The organism is Rothia terrae (assembly GCF_012396615.1).
Lineage (GTDB): Bacteria > Actinomycetota > Actinomycetes > Actinomycetales > Micrococcaceae > Rothia > Rothia terrae.
This window is the reverse complement of the sequence record NZ_JAAXPV010000002.1, coordinates 198,633-216,770: the sequence shown is the minus strand read 5'-3', so window position 1 is coordinate 216,770 and position 18,138 is coordinate 198,633. Positions and strand designations below refer to the sequence as shown.

The 18,138-nt window shown below is 52.1% G+C and carries 15 protein-coding genes and 1 tRNA gene; 10 read left to right on the top strand and 6 right to left on the bottom strand.

The window, feature by feature from the left end:
• Positions 1-78: 78 nt before the first annotated feature.
• Positions 79-648, bottom strand: coding sequence for a flavodoxin domain-containing protein (locus HF984_RS02110; protein ID WP_168614031.1), 570 nt, complete (start codon positions 646-648; stop codon positions 79-81).
• A gap of 330 nt (positions 649-978) precedes the next feature.
• On the opposite strand from HF984_RS02110, the gene pyk reads away from it, so the two are divergent.
• The 3 genes from pyk (at position 979) to HF984_RS11805 (ending at position 3,627) form a co-directional block, all read left to right on the top strand.
• Positions 979-2,448 (top strand): pyruvate kinase, encoded by a 1,470-nt coding sequence (pyk, locus tag HF984_RS02105; protein WP_168614030.1) that lies wholly within the window; start codon positions 979-981, stop codon positions 2,446-2,448.
• A 176-nt stretch (positions 2,449-2,624) separates the two neighbouring features.
• Positions 2,625-3,020, top strand: a complete 396-nt coding sequence (locus HF984_RS11810) for an acyl-CoA thioesterase (protein WP_343947500.1) — start codon at positions 2,625-2,627, stop codon at positions 3,018-3,020.
• 25 nt (positions 3,021-3,045) lie between these two features.
• Positions 3,046-3,627 (top strand): acyl-CoA thioesterase, encoded by a 582-nt coding sequence (locus HF984_RS11805; RefSeq protein ID WP_343947498.1) that lies wholly within the window; start codon positions 3,046-3,048, stop codon positions 3,625-3,627.
• Positions 3,628-3,773: 146 nt separating this feature from the next.
• On the opposite strand, the gene HF984_RS02095 is transcribed toward HF984_RS11805, so the two are convergent.
• A tRNA-Leu gene (locus tag HF984_RS02095) sits at positions 3,774-3,855 on the bottom strand.
• 196 nt (positions 3,856-4,051) lie between these two features.
• Between HF984_RS02095 and HF984_RS02090 the strand changes: the two genes are divergently transcribed.
• The gene (locus tag HF984_RS02090; RefSeq protein WP_168614029.1) at positions 4,052-4,663 is read left to right on the top strand and encodes an ANTAR domain-containing response regulator; all 612 of its coding nucleotides are present in this window, start codon (positions 4,052-4,054) and stop codon (positions 4,661-4,663) included.
• Between the two features lie 107 nt (positions 4,664-4,770).
• On the opposite strand, the gene HF984_RS02085 is transcribed toward HF984_RS02090, so the two are convergent.
• The 3 genes from HF984_RS02085 to HF984_RS02075 all read right to left on the bottom strand — a co-directional run bounded on the left by HF984_RS02085 (position 4,771) and on the right by HF984_RS02075 (position 6,855).
• The gene (locus HF984_RS02085; RefSeq protein ID WP_168614028.1) at positions 4,771-4,923 is read right to left on the bottom strand and encodes a hypothetical protein; all 153 of its coding nucleotides are present in this window, start codon (positions 4,921-4,923) and stop codon (positions 4,771-4,773) included.
• A 118-nt stretch (positions 4,924-5,041) separates the two neighbouring features.
• Complete coding sequence (locus HF984_RS02080; protein ID WP_168614027.1) at positions 5,042-6,310, bottom strand: cation:dicarboxylate symporter family transporter; 1,269 nt, start codon at positions 6,308-6,310, stop codon at positions 5,042-5,044.
• A gap of 119 nt (positions 6,311-6,429) precedes the next feature.
• Positions 6,430-6,855 (bottom strand): PaaI family thioesterase, encoded by a 426-nt coding sequence (locus HF984_RS02075; protein WP_168614026.1) that lies wholly within the window; start codon positions 6,853-6,855, stop codon positions 6,430-6,432.
• Between the two features lie 145 nt (positions 6,856-7,000).
• On the opposite strand from HF984_RS02075, the gene polA reads away from it, so the two are divergent.
• The 3 genes from polA (at position 7,001) to rpsA (ending at position 12,294) form a co-directional block, all read left to right on the top strand.
• Positions 7,001-9,832 carry a DNA polymerase I gene (polA, locus tag HF984_RS02070; protein WP_168614025.1) on the top strand — a complete coding sequence of 944 codons (2,832 nt, stop codon included), beginning with the start codon at positions 7,001-7,003 and terminating at the stop codon, positions 9,830-9,832.
• 86 nt (positions 9,833-9,918) lie between these two features.
• Positions 9,919-10,557, top strand: coding sequence for a GNAT family N-acetyltransferase (locus HF984_RS02065; RefSeq protein WP_168614024.1), 639 nt, complete (start codon positions 9,919-9,921; stop codon positions 10,555-10,557).
• A gap of 267 nt (positions 10,558-10,824) precedes the next feature.
• The gene (rpsA, locus tag HF984_RS02060; protein WP_168614023.1) at positions 10,825-12,294 is read left to right on the top strand and encodes a 30S ribosomal protein S1; all 1,470 of its coding nucleotides are present in this window, start codon (positions 10,825-10,827) and stop codon (positions 12,292-12,294) included.
• 135 nt (positions 12,295-12,429) lie between these two features.
• Here rpsA and HF984_RS02055 read toward each other — a convergent pair whose 3' ends face one another.
• Positions 12,430-13,113 carry an IMPACT family protein gene (locus tag HF984_RS02055; RefSeq protein ID WP_168614022.1) on the bottom strand — a complete coding sequence of 228 codons (684 nt, stop codon included), beginning with the start codon at positions 13,111-13,113 and terminating at the stop codon, positions 12,430-12,432.
• A gap of 78 nt (positions 13,114-13,191) precedes the next feature.
• On the opposite strand from HF984_RS02055, the gene coaE reads away from it, so the two are divergent.
• From coaE to uvrB, 3 genes are all read left to right on the top strand, one after another.
• The gene (coaE, locus tag HF984_RS02050) at positions 13,192-13,821 is read left to right on the top strand and encodes a dephospho-CoA kinase (protein WP_168614021.1); all 630 of its coding nucleotides are present in this window, start codon (positions 13,192-13,194) and stop codon (positions 13,819-13,821) included.
• A gap of 137 nt (positions 13,822-13,958) precedes the next feature.
• Positions 13,959-15,809 (top strand): BCCT family transporter, encoded by a 1,851-nt coding sequence (locus HF984_RS02045; RefSeq protein WP_168614020.1) that lies wholly within the window; start codon positions 13,959-13,961, stop codon positions 15,807-15,809.
• A 126-nt stretch (positions 15,810-15,935) separates the two neighbouring features.
• A complete protein-coding gene (uvrB, locus tag HF984_RS02040) occupies positions 15,936-18,089 on the top strand; it encodes an excinuclease ABC subunit UvrB (protein ID WP_168614019.1) in 2,154 nt (717 codons plus the stop codon).
• Positions 18,090-18,138 lie beyond the last annotated feature (49 nt).

Genomic DNA, 18,138 nt, shown 5'->3' with positions numbered 1-18,138 from the left:
GATAAGAAATCCCCGGTGAATATGTGATGAACATATTCACCGGGGATTTCTTACAATGTGGGTTTGCGTGGGATAGCCTTATGCGTCGTATGCTTTGACCGCCGCGACGATAGGCTCAACGTTTGCTCGGTCCATAAAGTCAGCTGAATGAGTGGCGTAGCTATCCAAAATCTGCTGATTAGCTTCGTTCTTGTTCGGCTTCATCTTCATTGCCATGCGCACACCCTGCAGAACAGTTTTGTGGGTTGCTGAGAGAACATCGTGGTTGATGCCGCCGCGCAGGTGGAAGGTGGGCTTACCGGATGCGAGGTCTTCGGTGAAGCTCTTGAGGACCTTGCCGTCAAGCATCTTGCCGTTGTTCGCTACGGTGCCGTTGAAAGAGACGGTGAAGAACACCAGGTTCTTGTTCTTGAGAAGTTCTGCCTTTTTGCGCAGTGAGGGTGCGCCGGTGAGGAAGAGCCCGCCGTAGTAGGATGCGCCGATGACAACGGTTTGTGCTGCTTCGATTTGCTCATCGGTTACTTCGGTGATGGGCGCGGTTACAACTGAGTACCCTTCGGCTTCTAGCTGCTCTTTGGTCCACTCGGTATAGCGTTCGGTATATCCGTAAGTTGAGCCGTAGATGATAAGTGTCGATGAGTTAGCCATTTGATTCCTCATTTTTCGGTAAAAAGGTAGGTCACAACGTAATTGTATTGTTGTGAAGTAGCTTAGGCAGAAATAGCACCTCAAGGGAAGCTACTTGTAATGTTGTAAAAAATGTTGGTTTTGTGGGATTTTTTGCGAATTACGCGTAAAAAAGTTGCGAATGCTCTCGCTTTACCTCCCCAAATCCTCATATAATGGTAGTAACAATGTTGGGTCATTATTGACTGTATGTGATTTTGTGGGATTTTTCTGTTTTCCCCAATGCGGAACATCCCCTGATTACCTCTTTGACTCTGTTGTAGAACATCCAAACTTACTAAGGTTGAATACATGAGACGCGCAAAAATTGTTGTAACCATTGGTCCTGCAATCTCGGCACCCGAGAAGATCGCAGAAGCTCTTGAAGCAGGCATGAACGTATCACGCCTTAACATGAGCCACGGCGACCACTCGGTTCACGAGAACTCTTACAAGACAATCCGTGAGCAGAGCGAAAAGCTTGGTAAGGACGTTGCAATCCTTGCTGATCTTCAAGGTCCTAAGATTCGTCTTGCAACCTTCGAAAACGGCTCAGAAATTCTTGAGCCCGGTGATACTTTCAAGATCACCATTGACGATGTTCCCGGCACCAAAGAAATCGTTGGTACCACTTTTAAAGGTCTTCCCGGCGACGTAAAGCCCGGCGATACTTTGCTGGTTGATGATGGTAAGATTCGCCTTGAAGCTGTTTCTGTTGACGACCGCACCGTAACCACCAAGGTTATTGTTGGTGGCCCTGTCTCCAACAATAAGGGCCTCAACCTGCCCGGTGTTGCAGTTTCAATTCCCGCGCTTTCTGAAAAGGATGAAAACGACCTTCGCTTCGCACTGCGTCTTGGTGTTGACCTGATTGCTCTTTCCTTCGTTCGCTCTGGTGACGACATCACCCGCGTCCATGAGATTATGGACGAAGAAGGCGTTCGCCGTCCCGTTATCGCTAAGATAGAGAAGCCTCAGGCAGTTGATAACCTGCAGGATATCGTTGATAAGTTCGATGGCATCATGGTCGCTCGTGGCGACCTCGGTGTTGAGTTCCCGCTTGAAGAAGTTCCGCTGGTGCAGAAGCGCGCTATCGAGATGGCTCGTCGCTGGGCTAAGCCTGTCATCGTGGCTACCCAGGTTCTTGAGACCATGATTCAGAACCCGACTCCTACCCGTGCAGAAGCATCTGACTGCGCAAACGCAATTCTCGATGGTGCAGACGCTGTCATGCTCTCCGGTGAAACCTCAGTGGGTAAGTACCCCATCATCACCATTCAGACCATGGCACGCATCATCCGCTCCACCGAAGAGGGCGGTCTCTTGCGCGTTCCTGAGCTGGGCACCTCACCTAAGACCCGTGGTGGTGCAATCACCCGCGCAGCTGTCAACATTGCAGATCAGCTCAACGTTGATCACATTGTTGCTTTCACCGAATCAGGCGATACCGCTCGCCGTTTGGCTCGTCTGCGTCCGTCGAAGCCTGTGGTTGCTTACTCGCCTAATCCCGAGGTTCGTGCATTCATGAGCCTACTGTGGGGTGTACAGGCAGCTGACGCACCGGGCGCTAAGAACACCGACGAAGTCACCGCGTTTGTGGATCGTCACCTGCTTGATACCAACCGTGCTGAGGTCAACGATCTGGTAGTTATCACTGCCGGATCACCTCCCGGACACTCAGGCTCAACCAACTTGGTTAAGGTTCACCGTGTGGGTGACCTTGACGATGCTGGTGCGGTATTGCCCCAGCAGCGCGATAAGGTTGGTCCTTTCCACGAGTAAAACTTGAGAAACTCGTGATAGATCGCCCGCCGCTTTCCCTCTCATCGTGGGGAAGCGGCGGGCTTTTTATATGTCTTTGAAGGACTCTGAAACGCTGTGTGAAATTTTAAGGCTCGCTGTGAGGGTATGCTACTTGAAAGCGGACCACTCTAAAGACCCTGAGCTGAAAGAGCGCCATGAGCACAGAGACTATTGAGCCGCAACCCTCGGTAACCCTGAGATTTTTAGCTGCACCCACCGATGTTCTGATGGCAGGTGCCATGGGCGTGCACGGCGGACGCGTGCTGGAGTGGATTGACAAGGACGCATACGCTTGTGCGGCTGGCTGGGCTAAAACTTACTGCGTGACTGCCTACGTTGGCCACATCCATTTCACGGGTCCTATCCCGTCCGGCCATATCGTAGAGGTGCGTTCTCGCATCGTTTACACCGGACGTTCTACCATGCATATTGTCAACGAGGTGTACTCAGCAGACCCCCGCGAAGGCATCTTCACGCTGGCGTGTGATTGTCCGGTTATTTTTGCGGCGATAGGGGGAGGATCACAAGCCAACGCCCGTTACCCCGTTTGAACCTGAGACCGCTGAAGAAAAGCGCGTGGAGCAGGCGGCACTCTCTCGTATTGAGCTTCGCAAAGAAATTGAAGCGGAGATGCTTCGACAAACCTACACCAGGGATTCCACAGCTCCAGAAATCACCCACCGTTTTCTCGCTAAACCCACCGATGTCAATTGGGGCGGTAACGTTCACAGCGGCACCGCTATGGAGTGGATCGACGAGGCGGCAACAAACGTGACTATGTCGTTCTCCAGCGAGCGAACGGTCGCTGTTTACATCGGAGGCATCCGTTTTTACCAGCCCATTCATATTGGCGATTTGGTTGAGGTAAACACCCGTCTGGTTCGTACGGATGCGCGTTCGATGAGCGGCATGGTGCATTTACGCGCGGGCGATCCCCGCAAACCCCAAGAAAAGTTGCCGCTGGCGATTCACGCGTCCTTCACCTACATCGCTGTTGATCTGGACGGTGTTCCCCTGAACGCGCGCCAGTTTGTTCCGGTGACAGCAGAAGACAAGAAACTCTCAGAGCACGCTTTGACCTTGCGTAAGCTCCGCGAAAAGTTTGCGCCGCATCCTCTGGTTGAAATTCCTGAACAACCCATTAAGCTCACCAGCTAGTAGAACTGCTAGTCGATGCATCTACCGGGATTGCGTATTTTCTCTCGCCAATAACTCTCAACGGAGAGCGAGGAGAAAGTACGTCATCACCGGGATGAGGATAAAGAAAAACCCGGTCAGATTCTTCAATCTGACCGGGTTAGTTGTGCCCAAGGTGGGACTCGAACCCACACATGTTTCCATACTGCATTTTGAGTGCAGCGCGTCTGCCAATTCCGCCACTTGGGCTCCTACACAACGTGCATCCACTACTGTACACACGTTTTTCTCAAAAGTGAAATCGAGACGAAAAAGCCTGAGACGGTGTCTGAACTTACCCTGAACAAACAGCTGAAATTCCCCCTGATGAGCGGGTTAGCGTGTCAAAATAAAATAGTGTTGGTATAAAACCAAATAAGACTTTTACTTGTCAGGAGTGTGAGTGATGTCAGAGAAGACAACTCAAGAGAACCTGGAAGCTGAGCCGCAACAGCGCACCGTAGTCGTAGCAGAAGATGAAGCGCTGATTCGACTGGACATTGTGGAAATCCTTAAAGACCAGGGATTTACTGTCGTTGCAGAAGCTGATAACGGCGAACGCGCAGTTGAGCTGGCGCGTGAACACCGCCCAGATCTTGTGCTGATGGACGTTAAAATGCCGGTGATGGACGGTATTTCAGCAGCTGAGCTGATTTCCAAGGAGCAACTCGCTCCCGTCGTTTTGCTCACTGCTTTCAGCCAGAAAGAGCTGGTTGATCGTGCGACAGAAGCTGGCGCTATGGCGTACGTGGTGAAGCCGTTTACACCGAATGATCTTATCCCGGCTATCGAGGTAGCTATCAGCCGCTACGAGCAGATTAAAGCCCTGCAGAGCGAAGTTTCTTCGATTAAGGAACAGTTTGAGACGCGCAAGGTTGTTGACCGCGCAAAGTCACTACTGATTACCAAGATGGGACTCACAGAGCCTGAAGCTTTCCGGTGGATTCAAAAAACGTCAATGGACCGTCGACTGTCCATGCGAGAGGTCGCAGAGACCATCGTCGCTCAGGTTTCATAAGAGTTAAAAATTATCGCCCGCATCCAAGATTCAGGATGCGGGCGATATTTTTTCGAGGTCGCCCGGGCTGGGCTTATAGCTGTAAAAGCAGCCAGAGGACGGGAGCCTTACCCGTTGTCTTGGGGTTTAGCTGTCGCCCATAGTGTTACAGCGGTGGCTACAGCCACGCACGCCCACCACCAGCCGCCCTGAGAAAGCGCGGTAACAGCGAACAATATAGTAAGTACCAGGGCAATGCGCCCTATCAAAACTTTATTCATGACGTCTTTCTCTATTAGTGACTTCGCTGGTGGGCTTCGAGTTGCCTTTACACGTAGTACTACAACAACCAGCGTCCTAACTATCTTCTAGTGTAGTCAGGACGCCGCTTACCTTGCCTTATGCAGAGACGGCTGTAGATGCTGAGTCTCTGTGTTGAGGAGCTGGCTCATCAACATCAATTTTGAGAATTTTACTAACGCGTTCGATGAGTGCAGCAATCGTCGCATCGCCGGTGACGTTAGTGGCGGTGCCGAAAGAATCTTGAGCAAGGTACAGCGCAATCATCAGAGCAACCATAGATTCATCGAATCCCAGCATGGACTGAAGTAGACCAATAGCACTCATCACGCCACCGCCGGGAACGCCGGGAGCTGCCACCATCATGACGCCCAACAGGAGGATGACAGGCACCATCTTGCCGAACGAGAGATCACCGTTTGTCATAAAGATAACGGCGACTGCACAGGAAGTAATGGTGATCATGGAGCCCGAGAGGTGAATGTTTGCGCACAAGGGGACCGCAAAATCTACGATGCGATTTTTAATGCCGACCTTTTTAGCGGACTGTACTGTGACCGGAATGGTTGCGGCAGATGACTGAGTGCCCAATGCGGTGAAGTAGGCAGGAAGCATGGTCTTGAGCATGGTAAAAGGATTGCGGCCAGATGCCACACCCGAAACGGTGTACTGAATCAACAGGGTAGCCCAATGCAACAGGAGCACCATGATGAAGACCTTGCCGAAAACGGAGAGAATCATAGCGACCTCTCCTGCCAGCGTCATATTGGCGAAAATGCCGATGATATGAATGGGCAGAAGGGGAATGATTACTGTTTTGAGGAGCTTCTCAACAATAATTTGAAAGTCCTGAAAGATGCCCAGCAAGTTTTTGGTGGGCAGAGCAGTCAGACCTAAACCGAGGATGAAGGAAAGAATGAGCGCGCTCATCACAGGCATAATCGGGTCTAACGTGAACTCCAAGTAGCCTGCGGAGAGGGATTCTTCGGGGTTTTCAAAAGCTGTCAAGCGCTGTCCCTTGAGGATAACTGGGTACACCAGCAACGCGGTGAGCAGAGCCAAAAAGCCTGCGCAGACGCTGGAGAAATACGCAAGACCGACGGTGGTTCCCAAGAGTTTTCCCGCGCCTTTTGCGAGAGAACCAATGCCCGGGACGATAAATCCAATAATAATCAGCGGAATCGCAAAGCTGAGGAAAGCGCTGAATATCGTAGAGAACGAGACGAAAAGCTGAACAACGAGATCGGTGGGGAGCGACCATCCTGTCACGCTGTTGAGTGTCTCAATGGCTCCGGGAGTGAAAGAGCCCAAGAGGACACCGGTGATGATTGCTAGGATAATCCACACTAGCAATGGGATTTTCTTCACAGGGATTACCTCACTGGTTTTTTAAAAATGGAATATGTGAAGAATCAATCCTAGTAGTGATACGGGGCTGAGGGAGCACTCACCTGTCATTATGTGAAAAAACGCACCATAAAAGGTGGCTAGGGCCGGCTTGGAACGTTCACAATCGCGTTCGTAATGCGGGCAGTTGCCACCATTTTTTTGTTGGCATCGAAAATTTCAACGGTGTGCACGCACATCGTTTTACCCAACCTGACAGCTGTGCAGATGCCGGTAACTATTCCGCTGAAGGTGGGGCGCAGGTGGGTGATATTTAAATCAACGCCGGACGCCGCCTGACCTTCCGGTGCATAGGCATTAGCAGCCATAGAGCCCAGAGATTCTGCGAGAGCGGCTGACGCCCCACCGTGCAGTAAGCCATAGGGCTGAGTATTGCCGACCACCGGCATCGTTGCCACTGCGCGTTCAGCTGAAATTTCTGAAAACTCGATACCTAATTTTTCAATCAGCCCGCCGTAGGTGAAGTTTGTAGCGTCAGATGCAGGGGAGTTAGGTAGTGCGTTCATTGTTGTGTCCTCTCGAAAAATCTGAGCCTATTCTAAGACGATTAAGTAAGCTCCTGGGGCAGTAACACCCCGGCGCAGTGAAGCGGTGACCGCCTAATGCATGAAGGATGACCGTGCTAGCAATGCCCGGTAGGATGGAGGAGTGATGACAACTGCTGACTCTAAGACTCAAGATCCTGCTGGACGCCTGCTTCTGATTGACGGGCATTCACTTGCGTTCCGCTCGTTTTACGGTGTGCCACCGGAGAACTTTGTAACCGCATCCGGCCAACACACCAACGCTGTTTACAGTTTTACGAATACTTTGCTGGGGCAGATTCGTGCGGAGAAACCTACTCATATCGTGGTGGCGTTCGATTTGTCCGGTCCCACCTTCCGCACCGAACAGTATCAAGAATACAAAGGCGGCCGCGCTGAAACCCCCGCAGAATTTGCCGGTCAAATTGATCTGATTAAGCGTTTGTTGCACGCTCTTAACATTCCGTGGGTAACGGTGGAGTCGTATGAGGCGGACGATATTGTTGCAACGATGACCGCCCGCGGTAAGGACGCCGGTTTTGAAGTTTTGATTATTTCTGGCGACCGCGATTCCTTCCAGCTGGTGGGGGATGGCGTAACTTTGCTGTATCCCGTAACTTCTGGCCCGTCCAAGGGTATTAGACGGATGGGTCCGGCTGAGATTGAAGAGAAGTATAAGGTACCGCCGCACCTGTATCCCGATTTAGCTGCACTTACTGGCGAGCAAGCTGATAACTTGCCTGGCGTTCCCGGTGTTGGTCCCGGCTTTGCCGCTAAGTGGTTAAACGAGTACGGCGATCTGGCGGGCGTCCTTGAAAACCAAGACAAAATCAAGGGCAAAAAGGGCGAGGCTCTGCGTGAAAACGTCGATGCCGTATTGCGTAACCGCAAGCTTAACCGCCTGGTCGATGACCTCGAGTTGCCGATAACTCTGGACGATATGGACGATTACGGTCCTAATCATGATGAACTCAACGCACTCTTCGACGAGCTTGAATTCAATACTATTCGTAAACGTGTATCTGAAACGTTCGCTGATCGCGAGGCTGAGGCGGCTGCCCAAGTTGATATGACAATGGGCCAAACGCAGAGCATCGAAACTGCTGCCGAATTCACCGCGTGGTTGGAGGTAGCATCCTCAGCTATTGAAAGTGTTGAGCGTGCCACCGCTGTGCCCACCCGATTAGAAGATGCCATTACCGTTTTCCCTGTTGCTGATACAGACGCTCCAGAGGCCGGTAACGCGCGGGAGAAGCAGCTGCTGGGTATGATGCTCGGTGCCGGTAGCGGTTCAGCATGGATTGACCTTGTTGATATTCAGCCTGACACTGAAAAGGTGGTGGGGGAATGGTTGTCGGATCCCTCATCAGCCAAGACCGTCTTTGATGTCAAGCAGCAGTACAAAAACTTTCATGCGCGAGGATTTGAGCTTGCCGGGGTTCTAGAAGACCCGATGCTGTCTTCGTACGTCTTGGGCTATATTCCCACTGCCCGCCGTCGCACCTTTACCGCCATGATGGAAGATTTGAGCGAGCAGTATTTGCGCGATGCTTTCCCCGCAGAACCTTCTGCAGAGACAGCAGTGCAAGGTGACCTATTCGCTACAGAACCGGTCATTAACCTTGAATACACCGCACTTGTGACACGTTATATTCAAGAGCTCTCTTACGCTCTTCACCAAGAGCTTGAGAATCAAGAGCAGCTAGCCCTCCTGGAAACGATGGAGCTACCCGTAGCGCGCGTCCTTGCGCAGATGGAACTGGCCGGTATTGCACTGGATGCCGATGCGTTGGCTGACCTGAAGTCTCACTACGATTCGCATATCAAACAGGCAACCGAAACTGCCTACTCCATCATTGGTCACGAAGTTAATTTGGGATCACCCAAGCAGTTGCAGGCCGTTCTCTTTGAAGAACTGGAGTTGCCAACCACCCGTAAGCTCAAGAGCGGCTACTCAACAGACGCTGAATCAATGGCTGATTTGCTTACCCGAATCAACCCTGATTCTGACGGCGCACAATTCTTGCAGGCGCTGGGCACTTACCGCGATTACACCAAGCTCAAACAAACCGTTGAAGGCCTGGGCAAGGCCACAGCAGCAGACGGACGCGTGCACACCACCTTCCAGCAAAACGCAACGTCAACTGGTCGCCTTTCGTCTATTGAACCCAACCTGCAGAACATTCCGATTCGTACCGAAGAAGGTCGAAAAATTCGCGCGGCCTTCGTGGTCGATCCCAAACCTGTGGACGGCACCGAGTATGTTTCGCTACTGACTGCTGATTACTCGCAGATTGAAATGCGCATCATGGTGCACCTGTCGCAGGATGAAAAACTGATTCAGGCCTACCGCGACGGTGAAGATCTTCACCGATTTGTGGGTTCGCAGGTCTTCGGCGTTGAGCCAGAAGACGTCACGAGCGAGATGCGTGCCAAGGTCAAAGCAATGTCGTACGGTCTTGCGTACGGTCTGACTAAATTTGGTCTTTCCAAGCAACTTGGCGTCAGCGTTGAAGAAGCATCTAAGCTGACCGTCAACTACTTCCAGCGCTTCGGTAAAGTCGGGCGATTCTTACGCAATACCGTCAAACACGCCAACAAGGCCGGCTATACCGAAACCATGTTTGGACGCCGACGCGTCCTTGCAGATTTGGGAAGCTCAAACCGTCAGCGCCGTGAGGCTGCCGAACGTGCCGCACTCAACGCACCTATTCAGGGCACCGCAGCAGACATCATGAAAATTGCAATGATCAATGTTCATGAACGGCTGGAAAGCGAAAAACTCAAAACCCGCATACTTCTTCAGATTCATGACGAACTGATTCTCGAAGTAGCTCCCGGCGAAGAGGAACGCGCTCGCGAAATTCTTGAGCAGGAGATGAGTGGCGCAGTTGAGCTTCTCGTGCCCATGGATGTTCAGGCCGGTACCGGTAATTCGTGGCACGCAGCTGGCCACTAATCTTTGCTGCAAGCGTCGCCTCACGGATTACACCATGAGGCGGCGCTTTCGTCTTAGTTGTCTTGAGAGCGAAAGATTGTGAGAGAATGCAGGCAACCGAAGTCACTATTACCTATCTGCAGATGCTGGAGCGAGATGAAGCTCAAGTTCCTTCTTCACTGCCAGCAGGGGTAAAGATTGAACGCGCTGCTCACGCATCACCCGAACTTGCCCGATGGCTCTATGCGACAGTAGGCGGGCCTTGGTATTGGTATGAACGTCTAGGGTGGGACCGCGAGAAATGGCAAGAGGAACTTGATGAAGTGGGGAGCGAAATATGGCTACTCACTGTAGATGGGACTCCCGCCGGTTACTGCCAGCTTGCCGCGCATATTGAGTCAAGCAGCGGCCGAATTTCAGCTGAAACCGAAATTCTTTACTTTGGGCTCATGGAATTTGCTCAGGGCAAGGGGCTGGGAAAGATCTTTTTGCAGCAGATGATTGTTAATGCGTGGACATTGGCTGAACGTCACCCTCTGCCAAGCATAGGACGCGTGTGGGTTCATACCTGCACGCTGGATGGACCTTACGCTCTTGCCAACTACGAAGCCCGCGGGCTTACCAGCTATGGTTCGTCAACTGAAAACGTGTGCCTACCCGCTGAGTCTTTGGGATCCTGGCAGGCGATGTTTGCGACTGCTCCTCACTCCAATTTAAGTGATGAGACACACCCGAGTGCAGGTTAAAGAGCCACAAATCACGCATCCGCGCTACAACACGGCAAAAACACCCGTACAGACCGTTGACCTGATGCAAAGCCCGCCCCTAGTATTAAGAGGTGCGTGTATTTTGCCCGCACATTGTCCGAATAAATCTCGGTACAGAGTGAACCACTCGGCGAACAAACCCGTTATGGACTGCAAACGCTTCACAAGCGTGCGCCAGAAAATACGGGGGAACGAACCGGCTGTATCGACTAACCATTAACTATCCATATTGGAGCCCTTTACTCAATGAGCACCAACACTCCTCAGGTTGCAATCAACGACATCGGAACTGAAGAAGAGTTCCTCGCAGCAGTCGACGCAACCATCAAGTACTTCAACGACGGCGACCTCGTCTCAGGTGAAGTTGTCAAGGTAGACCACGACGAGGTTCTGCTCGACATCGGTTACAAGACCGAAGGCGTTATTCCCTCACGTGAACTCTCCATCAAGCACGACGTCGACCCCGACGAAGTTGTTTCCGTTGGTGACGAAGTTGAGGCTCTTGTCTTGACCAAGGAAGACAAAGAAGGTCGCCTGATTCTCTCCAAGAAGCGCGCACAGTACGAGCGCGCATGGGGCGACATCGAGCAAATCAAGGAAAACGACGGTGTTGTTACCGGTACCGTCATCGAGGTTGTCAAGGGCGGCCTCATCCTCGACATCGGTCTTCGCGGCTTCCTTCCCGCATCACTCGTTGAAATGCGCCGTGTACGCGATCTCGCACCCTACATCGGCCAGGAAATCGAAGCTAAGATCATCGAGCTCGACAAGAACCGCAACAACGTTGTTCTTTCACGCCGTGCATGGCTTGAGCAGACCCAGTCAGAGGTTCGCTCAACCTTCCTCAACCAGCTCGAAAAGGGCCAGGTTCGCTCAGGCGTTGTATCCTCAATCGTCAACTTCGGTGCATTTGTGGACCTTGGCGGCGTAGACGGTCTGGTACACGTATCAGAACTGTCCTGGAAGCACATCGACCACCCTTCAGAGGTTGTTGAAGTTGGCCAGGAAGTAACCGTAGAGGTTCTCGAAGTTGACCTGGGCCGTGAGCGCGTATCACTGTCACTCAAGGCAACTCAGGAAGATCCTTGGCAGGCATTCGCACGCACCCACGCACTGGGTCAGGTTGTACCCGGTAAGGTTACCAAGCTGGTTCCCTTTGGTGCGTTCGTACGCGTAGAAGACGGCATCGAAGGTCTCGTCCACATCTCAGAACTCGCAGTTCGCCACGTGGATCTCGCAGAGCAGGTTGTCTCAGTAGGCGACGAGCTCTTCGTGAAGGTTATCGACATCGATCTTGACCGCCGCCGCATCTCACTGTCACTCAAGCAGGCAAACGAAGGCGTTGACCCCGAGTCAACCGAATTCGATCCCGCTCTGTACGGCATGGCAGCAGAGTACGACGAAGAAGGCAACTACAAGTACCCCGAGGGCTTCGACCCCGAAACCAACGAATGGCTCGAAGGCTACGAAGCACAGCGCGCAACTTGGGAGCAGCAGTACGCAGACGCTCAGGCACGCTGGGAAGCTCACAAGGTACAGGTTGCAAAGGCAATCGAAGCAGACGCAGAAGCAGCAGCTTCAGCACCTGCAACATCATCAGCTCCTGCAGAAGCAGCACCCACCTCATACTCATCAGACGATAACGCTGCTGAGTCAGGTACCCTCGCATCAGACGAGGCACTTGCTGAACTGCGCAAGAAGCTGACCGGCAACTAATCCATAACGGTTAGTAGCTCTGGCTTTTAGCTAAAAAGCCCCGCTCTCATTTACGAGAGCGGGGCTTTTTCGGTAGGTGGATGCTGCAAGTTTTGCCCGGGTGCTAGTCATCGACCGAAATTTTAGTTGAGAAACTTAGACCCACTGAGTGGTTGTCCACTGAATGGATGCTGATCCAGCGGTTAAAGCTGCCACCTGTTCTGTGGTGTACTGTTTAGCATCGTCCTCATCTATGACGCCAATACGTACCACAGCTTGATCCGGCAAATAGTCGGTGTTCAGCACCGTAAACCCCTGTGCGCGCAGGTCATTTTCAAAGCGTCCAGCATCTGCGTGACTCACCGCGATCTCGCCCAGACGAAGGCGGCGGCGGGGGACAAGTTCAGCCTCATCCAGCACCTGAACAACAGCATCCGTGTACGCCCTGACGAGGCCGCCGGCACCTAACTTAATGCCGCCAAAGTATCGAACGACGACAGCGCAAATATCAGATAAATCAGTTGACTCACCACCGTTGGCGGTTTCTACTCGTCTAGCAAGAAGAGCTTGTAACATGGGAATGCCCGCGGTACCAGCAGGTTCTCCATCGTCAGAGGAGCGTTGAATGTCGCGGTCGGCACCGATGACAAATGCGGAGCAAACGTGGCGGGCATCGTGATATGTCTTGCGCAAAGACTCAATAAATTCTCGAGCTTCAGCCTCAGATTCAACGCGTTTGACGTGCCCAATGAACTCACTTCTTTTAATCTCAAGTAGAGATTCAACAGGGCTGTAGTGGGAAAGTACAGTGTATTTATGAGCGCGCGTTTCTTCAGTCATCGATATCTATTCTAGTGTTTGAATCGCGTATGCAATGATGGAATGGAAATCACGGGGTAGTTATTGAAAGGAAAAGCTATGGTTCGTTTGGGACTAACGGGAGGAATAGGCTCTGGAAAGTCTTTCGTGGCACAACTTCTTAAAGATCGCGGCGCCCTTCTTATCGACGCTGATGCGATTTCCCGCGACCTCATGAAGCCGGGGGAGCAAACTCTGGCAGACGTTATCTCAACTTTTGGACCTCAACTGCTCACCGAAGATGGTGAGCTTAATCGTGCAGCATTGGCTTCTATTGTTTTCAATGATGCTGCTGCCCGTCAGCAACTCAATGCTATCGTGCATCCTGCGGTGAGGGCTCGTTCTCAAGAAATCGCAGAGCGTGCAGCCGCAGACCACAATTTTTCGGGAATTATTGTTGAAGACATTCCGCTTTTGACCGAAACCGGGCAAGCCTCAACCTTTGACGGCGTTATCGTTGTGGAAACTGCTGAAGAGGTCCGACTGCATCGTTTGGTGCATCAACGAGGTATGCAAGAAACCGACGCTCAAGCTCGCATCCGCGCGCAGGTCACAGATGCAGAACGCCGCGCTATTGCCACCTGGGTAGTCGATAACTCCGGTAGCCGCAGTGAAACAGAAGAGCAGATTGAAAAAATCTGGGCAGATATACAAAAGCTAGCTTCAAAGAGTGCAAAACCACAGGTCTAATGCGTTAGAGCAGGGCTAAAGGGTGGATATAGAAGCTAAAGTTTGCTTATTATGGCACGTCGCCCTTTTTGGGTGGATTCGCAACGGCGGTGGTTAGGTGCCGTTGCTGAGTAAACAAGTAACCACCAGGTCTGAACGTGCTCTACAAGATACACGATAAATTAGGTCTCAGAACCAGCCCGTCAATTTTCTTTATTTCGGCTGGTTTTGTCATTCTGTTTACGGTTGCCATGGCGATTTTCCCCACACCTGTAGGAAATGCCTTTGGCGTCATGTCCGACTTCATTATTAAATATCTCGGCTGGTTTTATGTACTGGGCGTAGCTATCTTTGCAATTTTCTTGCTGTACATGGCGGCTAGCCGCTTTGGCCGCATCAAAATTGGTGATGATGATGCCGAGCCCGAATACTCCGGTCTAGCCTGGTTTGGCATGATGTTTGCCGCTGGCGTTGGCGCTGTGCTGTTGTTCTGGGGCGCAGCCGAACCCATCACTCACTACGCTAACCCGCCGTACGAGGGTGTGGAACCCCAGTCTCATCAGGCAATGATGGAAGCTCTCTCAATCGCTAACTGGCATATTGGGTTGGGCGTCTGGATTATTCTTATTGTTCCCGGTCTTGCATTCGGGTATTTCACCTACAAGCGCAAGTTGCCTCCGCGAGTTTCGTCAGTGTTCCAGCCACTGCTGGGCGAAGGCATCCACGGACCTATCGGCAAAGCAATTGACTCCATCGCGATTATTTCAACTGTTTTTGGTATCGCGGTCTCCGTCGGCTTAGGTGCGCTACAGATTAACTCCGGTATCAACATCATGTACGGTGTGCCTATCGGCGGTTGGATTCAGGCAGGCATCATCGCTGTGATTACTGCAGCGGGCGTCACCTCGGTGGTTGCCGGCATGGATAAGGGCGTCAAGATGATTTCTTACGTCAATATTCTGATGGCAATCGCTCTCATGCTTTTCATCTTGATGACAGGTGCTTCGCGCTACATCATTACCGGCACCATTGAATCTGCTGGTTATTTCTTCCAGAAGCTTCCTGCCATGATGTTCTTCAACGATGCGTTGAACGACACCGGTTGGATTGGTACCTGGACTGTCTTCTACTGGGCGTGGACCGTAACCTGGGCACCCTTTGTTGGATTGTTCGTGGCCAAGATTTCACAGGGCCGCACTATTCGCCAGTTTATCGTTGCAGCTATTTCAGGTCCTTCTGCGTTCACCATGGTGTGGATCGGCGTCTTTGGTCTGTCTGCGTTCCATATTCAGGAGCAAGAAGGCGGCCATCTGATTGAGACTGTGGTTGATGAGGGCGACATTCCAGCTGCTCTCTTTGAGTTTCTCGCTCACTTCCCGGCGTACCAGCTGGTAGCTGCGGTAGCTCTGATTGTTATTACTCTTTTCTTCGTTACCTCTATCGACTCTGCCGCTTTGGTGATGGATGCGATGGCTAATGGTCACGAAGACGAAGCTCCTAAGCGTCAGCGTGTTTTCTGGGCGATTGCAATCGGTCTGGTGTGTACCATCATCCTGCTGGCTTCAGGAGACAACGGTCTTAAGGCTTTGCAGAACGTCATTATTGTGATTGGTCTTCCTGTCTTTGCACTGGGCTATTTGCAAATGTGGATGATTGTGCGCGCGCTCCGTGAGGATGCCGGTGAGCTACCTCCGATGCGTACCCGTCAGTGGAAGCAGGTGCTGCCCATCGAGGAGTACCGTCGTCGCGCTCGCGAGGACTTCTCATCGGTGGATGACGTTGTGATGCGTCCTGAATATGAGGTTGGTACCGAGCCTGAGTTTGAAGGCCTGGTACCTAATACCGGTCAGATTCGCACCGTCACTGCTGAAGAAATTGCTGATGATGCGAAAGAGAAGTCTATCGCCGGTGCTCCCGGTGAAAAGTTCGCAACTCATGAGTTGTCAGGTGATCACGCAGCTCCGTCAGAAAAAATTGATCCCAATACCGGAAAATCGATTAAAGGATAGAGCTTTATAGCTGAACTATGCCCCGCCCAAGATTTTGGGCGGGGCATAGTTCTTTTAAAGTTCAGTCTTGAACGCTCTCAGCATACGTGGTTCAGTCTGCTAGGTTGCACGACTAAGCTGGAGCGTATGAGTCTTGCCAAGGAAATTAAGCGTGTAGTTGCTCCCTTTGAAGTTGTTTCTGAATATAAACCGGCAGGCGACCAGCCGCAGGCAATTGCTGAGCTGACTGAACGCATCCAAAACGGTGAAAAAGATGTTGTGCTTATGGGCGCAACGGGTACCGGTAAGTCGGCTACCTCCGCGTGGCTTATTGAAAAGCTGCAGCGTCCCACCTTGGTGATGGTGCAGAACAAGACGTTGGCAGCGCAGCTGGCTAATGAACTTCGAGAGCTGTTACCCAACAACGCTGTTGAATACTTTGTCTCTTACTACGACTACTATCAGCCCGAAGCCTATGTTCCTCAAACCGATACGTTTATCGAGAAGGATTCTTCGATTAACGAGGAAGTTGAGCGACTGCGTCACTCCGCAACGAATGCTTTGCTGACAAGACGCGATGTTGTGGTGGTTTCTACCGTCTCATGTATTTACGGTCTGGGTACTCCTGAAGAATACGTTGACCAGATGGTGACGCTTGAACGCGGGCAAGAGATGGACCGCGACGAGTTGCTCAAGCAGTTCGTGCAGATGCAGTACGTGCGCAATGATATGGACTTTCACCGCGGTACCTTTCGTGTGCGCGGCGATACTGTCGAGATTATTCCCATGTACGAAGAGCATGCGATTCGCATTGAATTCTTTGGCGATGAAATTGATGCCATTTATACGCTGAATCCGCTGACAGGTAACGTGATTCGTGAAGAAAACGAGATGTACGTTTTTCCTGCCTCGCACTACGTTGCCGGTGCTGACCGCATGAAGCGAGCTATCGCATCCATCGAGCAAGAAACTCAGGAACGTCTGCAGGAACTCGAGTCGCAGAATAAGCTACTAGAAGCTCAGCGTCTTCGTATGCGCACGCAGTACGACCTCGAGATGATGGAGCAGATGGGCTACTGCAACGGTATTGAGAACTATTCGCGGCACATCGACGGTCGCCCTGCCGGTAGTGCCCCGCACTGTTTGCTGGACTACTTTCCGGATGACTTCATGCTAATCGTCGATGAGTCCCACGTAACGATTCCGCAGATTGGCGCGATGTATGAGGGCGATATGAGCCGTAAGCGCACCCTGGTGGAGCACGGCTTCCGTCTGCCTTCTGCCATGGACAACCGCCCGTTAAAATGGGGCGAGTTTTTAGAGCGTATTGGTCAGACCGTCTATCTTTCGGCAACTCCGGGCAAATACGAGCTATCGCAGGCCGATGGGGTAGTTGAGCAGATTATTCGCCCCACCGGTTTGATTGATCCCGAGATTATCGTCAAGCCCACTCAAGGCCAGATTGATGATTTGCTGGACGAGATTCGCGTGCGTACTAATCGAGATGAGCGTGTTCTCGTCACAACGCTGACTAAGCGTATGGCTGAGGACCTCACGGAGTATCTCACCGAACACGGCGTGAAGGTTCAGTACCTGCACTCGGACGTTGATACCCTGCGACGCGTGGAGCTCCTACGTGAGTTGCGCATGGGTGTTTTTGACGTGCTGGTCGGCATCAACCTTTTGCGTGAGGGTCTTGATTTGCCTGAGGTCTCACTGGTGGCAATTTTGGACGCTGATAAGCAGGGCTTCTTGCGCTCAACCACCTCGTTGATTCAGACTATCGGCCGTGCGGCTCGAAACGTCTCCGGTCAGGTGCATATGTACGCCGATAAGATCACGGACTCCATGCAAACCGCTATCGACGAGACGAACCGTCGTCGCGAGATTCAGCAGAAGTACAACAAGGACCACGGAATTGACCCGCAACCTCTGCGCAAGAAGATTGCGGATATCACCGATCAGCTGGCGCGTGAATCTGAAGACACCCACGAGTTGCTTCAAACGCGCAAGGCGGCCGGTAAGAAAACCGCACCGGTTTCATCTGAGAAGAAGGGTTCCGCCGAGCCCGCAGCGTCCTCACCCGAGGCCGATGCATTGTTGGCACGCGGTGAGCGTGTTCGCGCCGACGGTTTGGCGGCTGAAGGCGCTGAGGAACTGCTGGATCTTATCGAAGAGATGCACGCGCAGATGATGCAGGCGGCTGAAGAGCTGAAGTTTGAGATTGCAGGACGCCTGCGCGACGAAATCGCAGATCTCAAAAAGGAGCTGCGACAGATGCAGGCGGTAGGTCACGCCTAAAGATTGTGGGCGGGTAAATTCTTCGGAAAATCCACCCGCCCAAAAGATT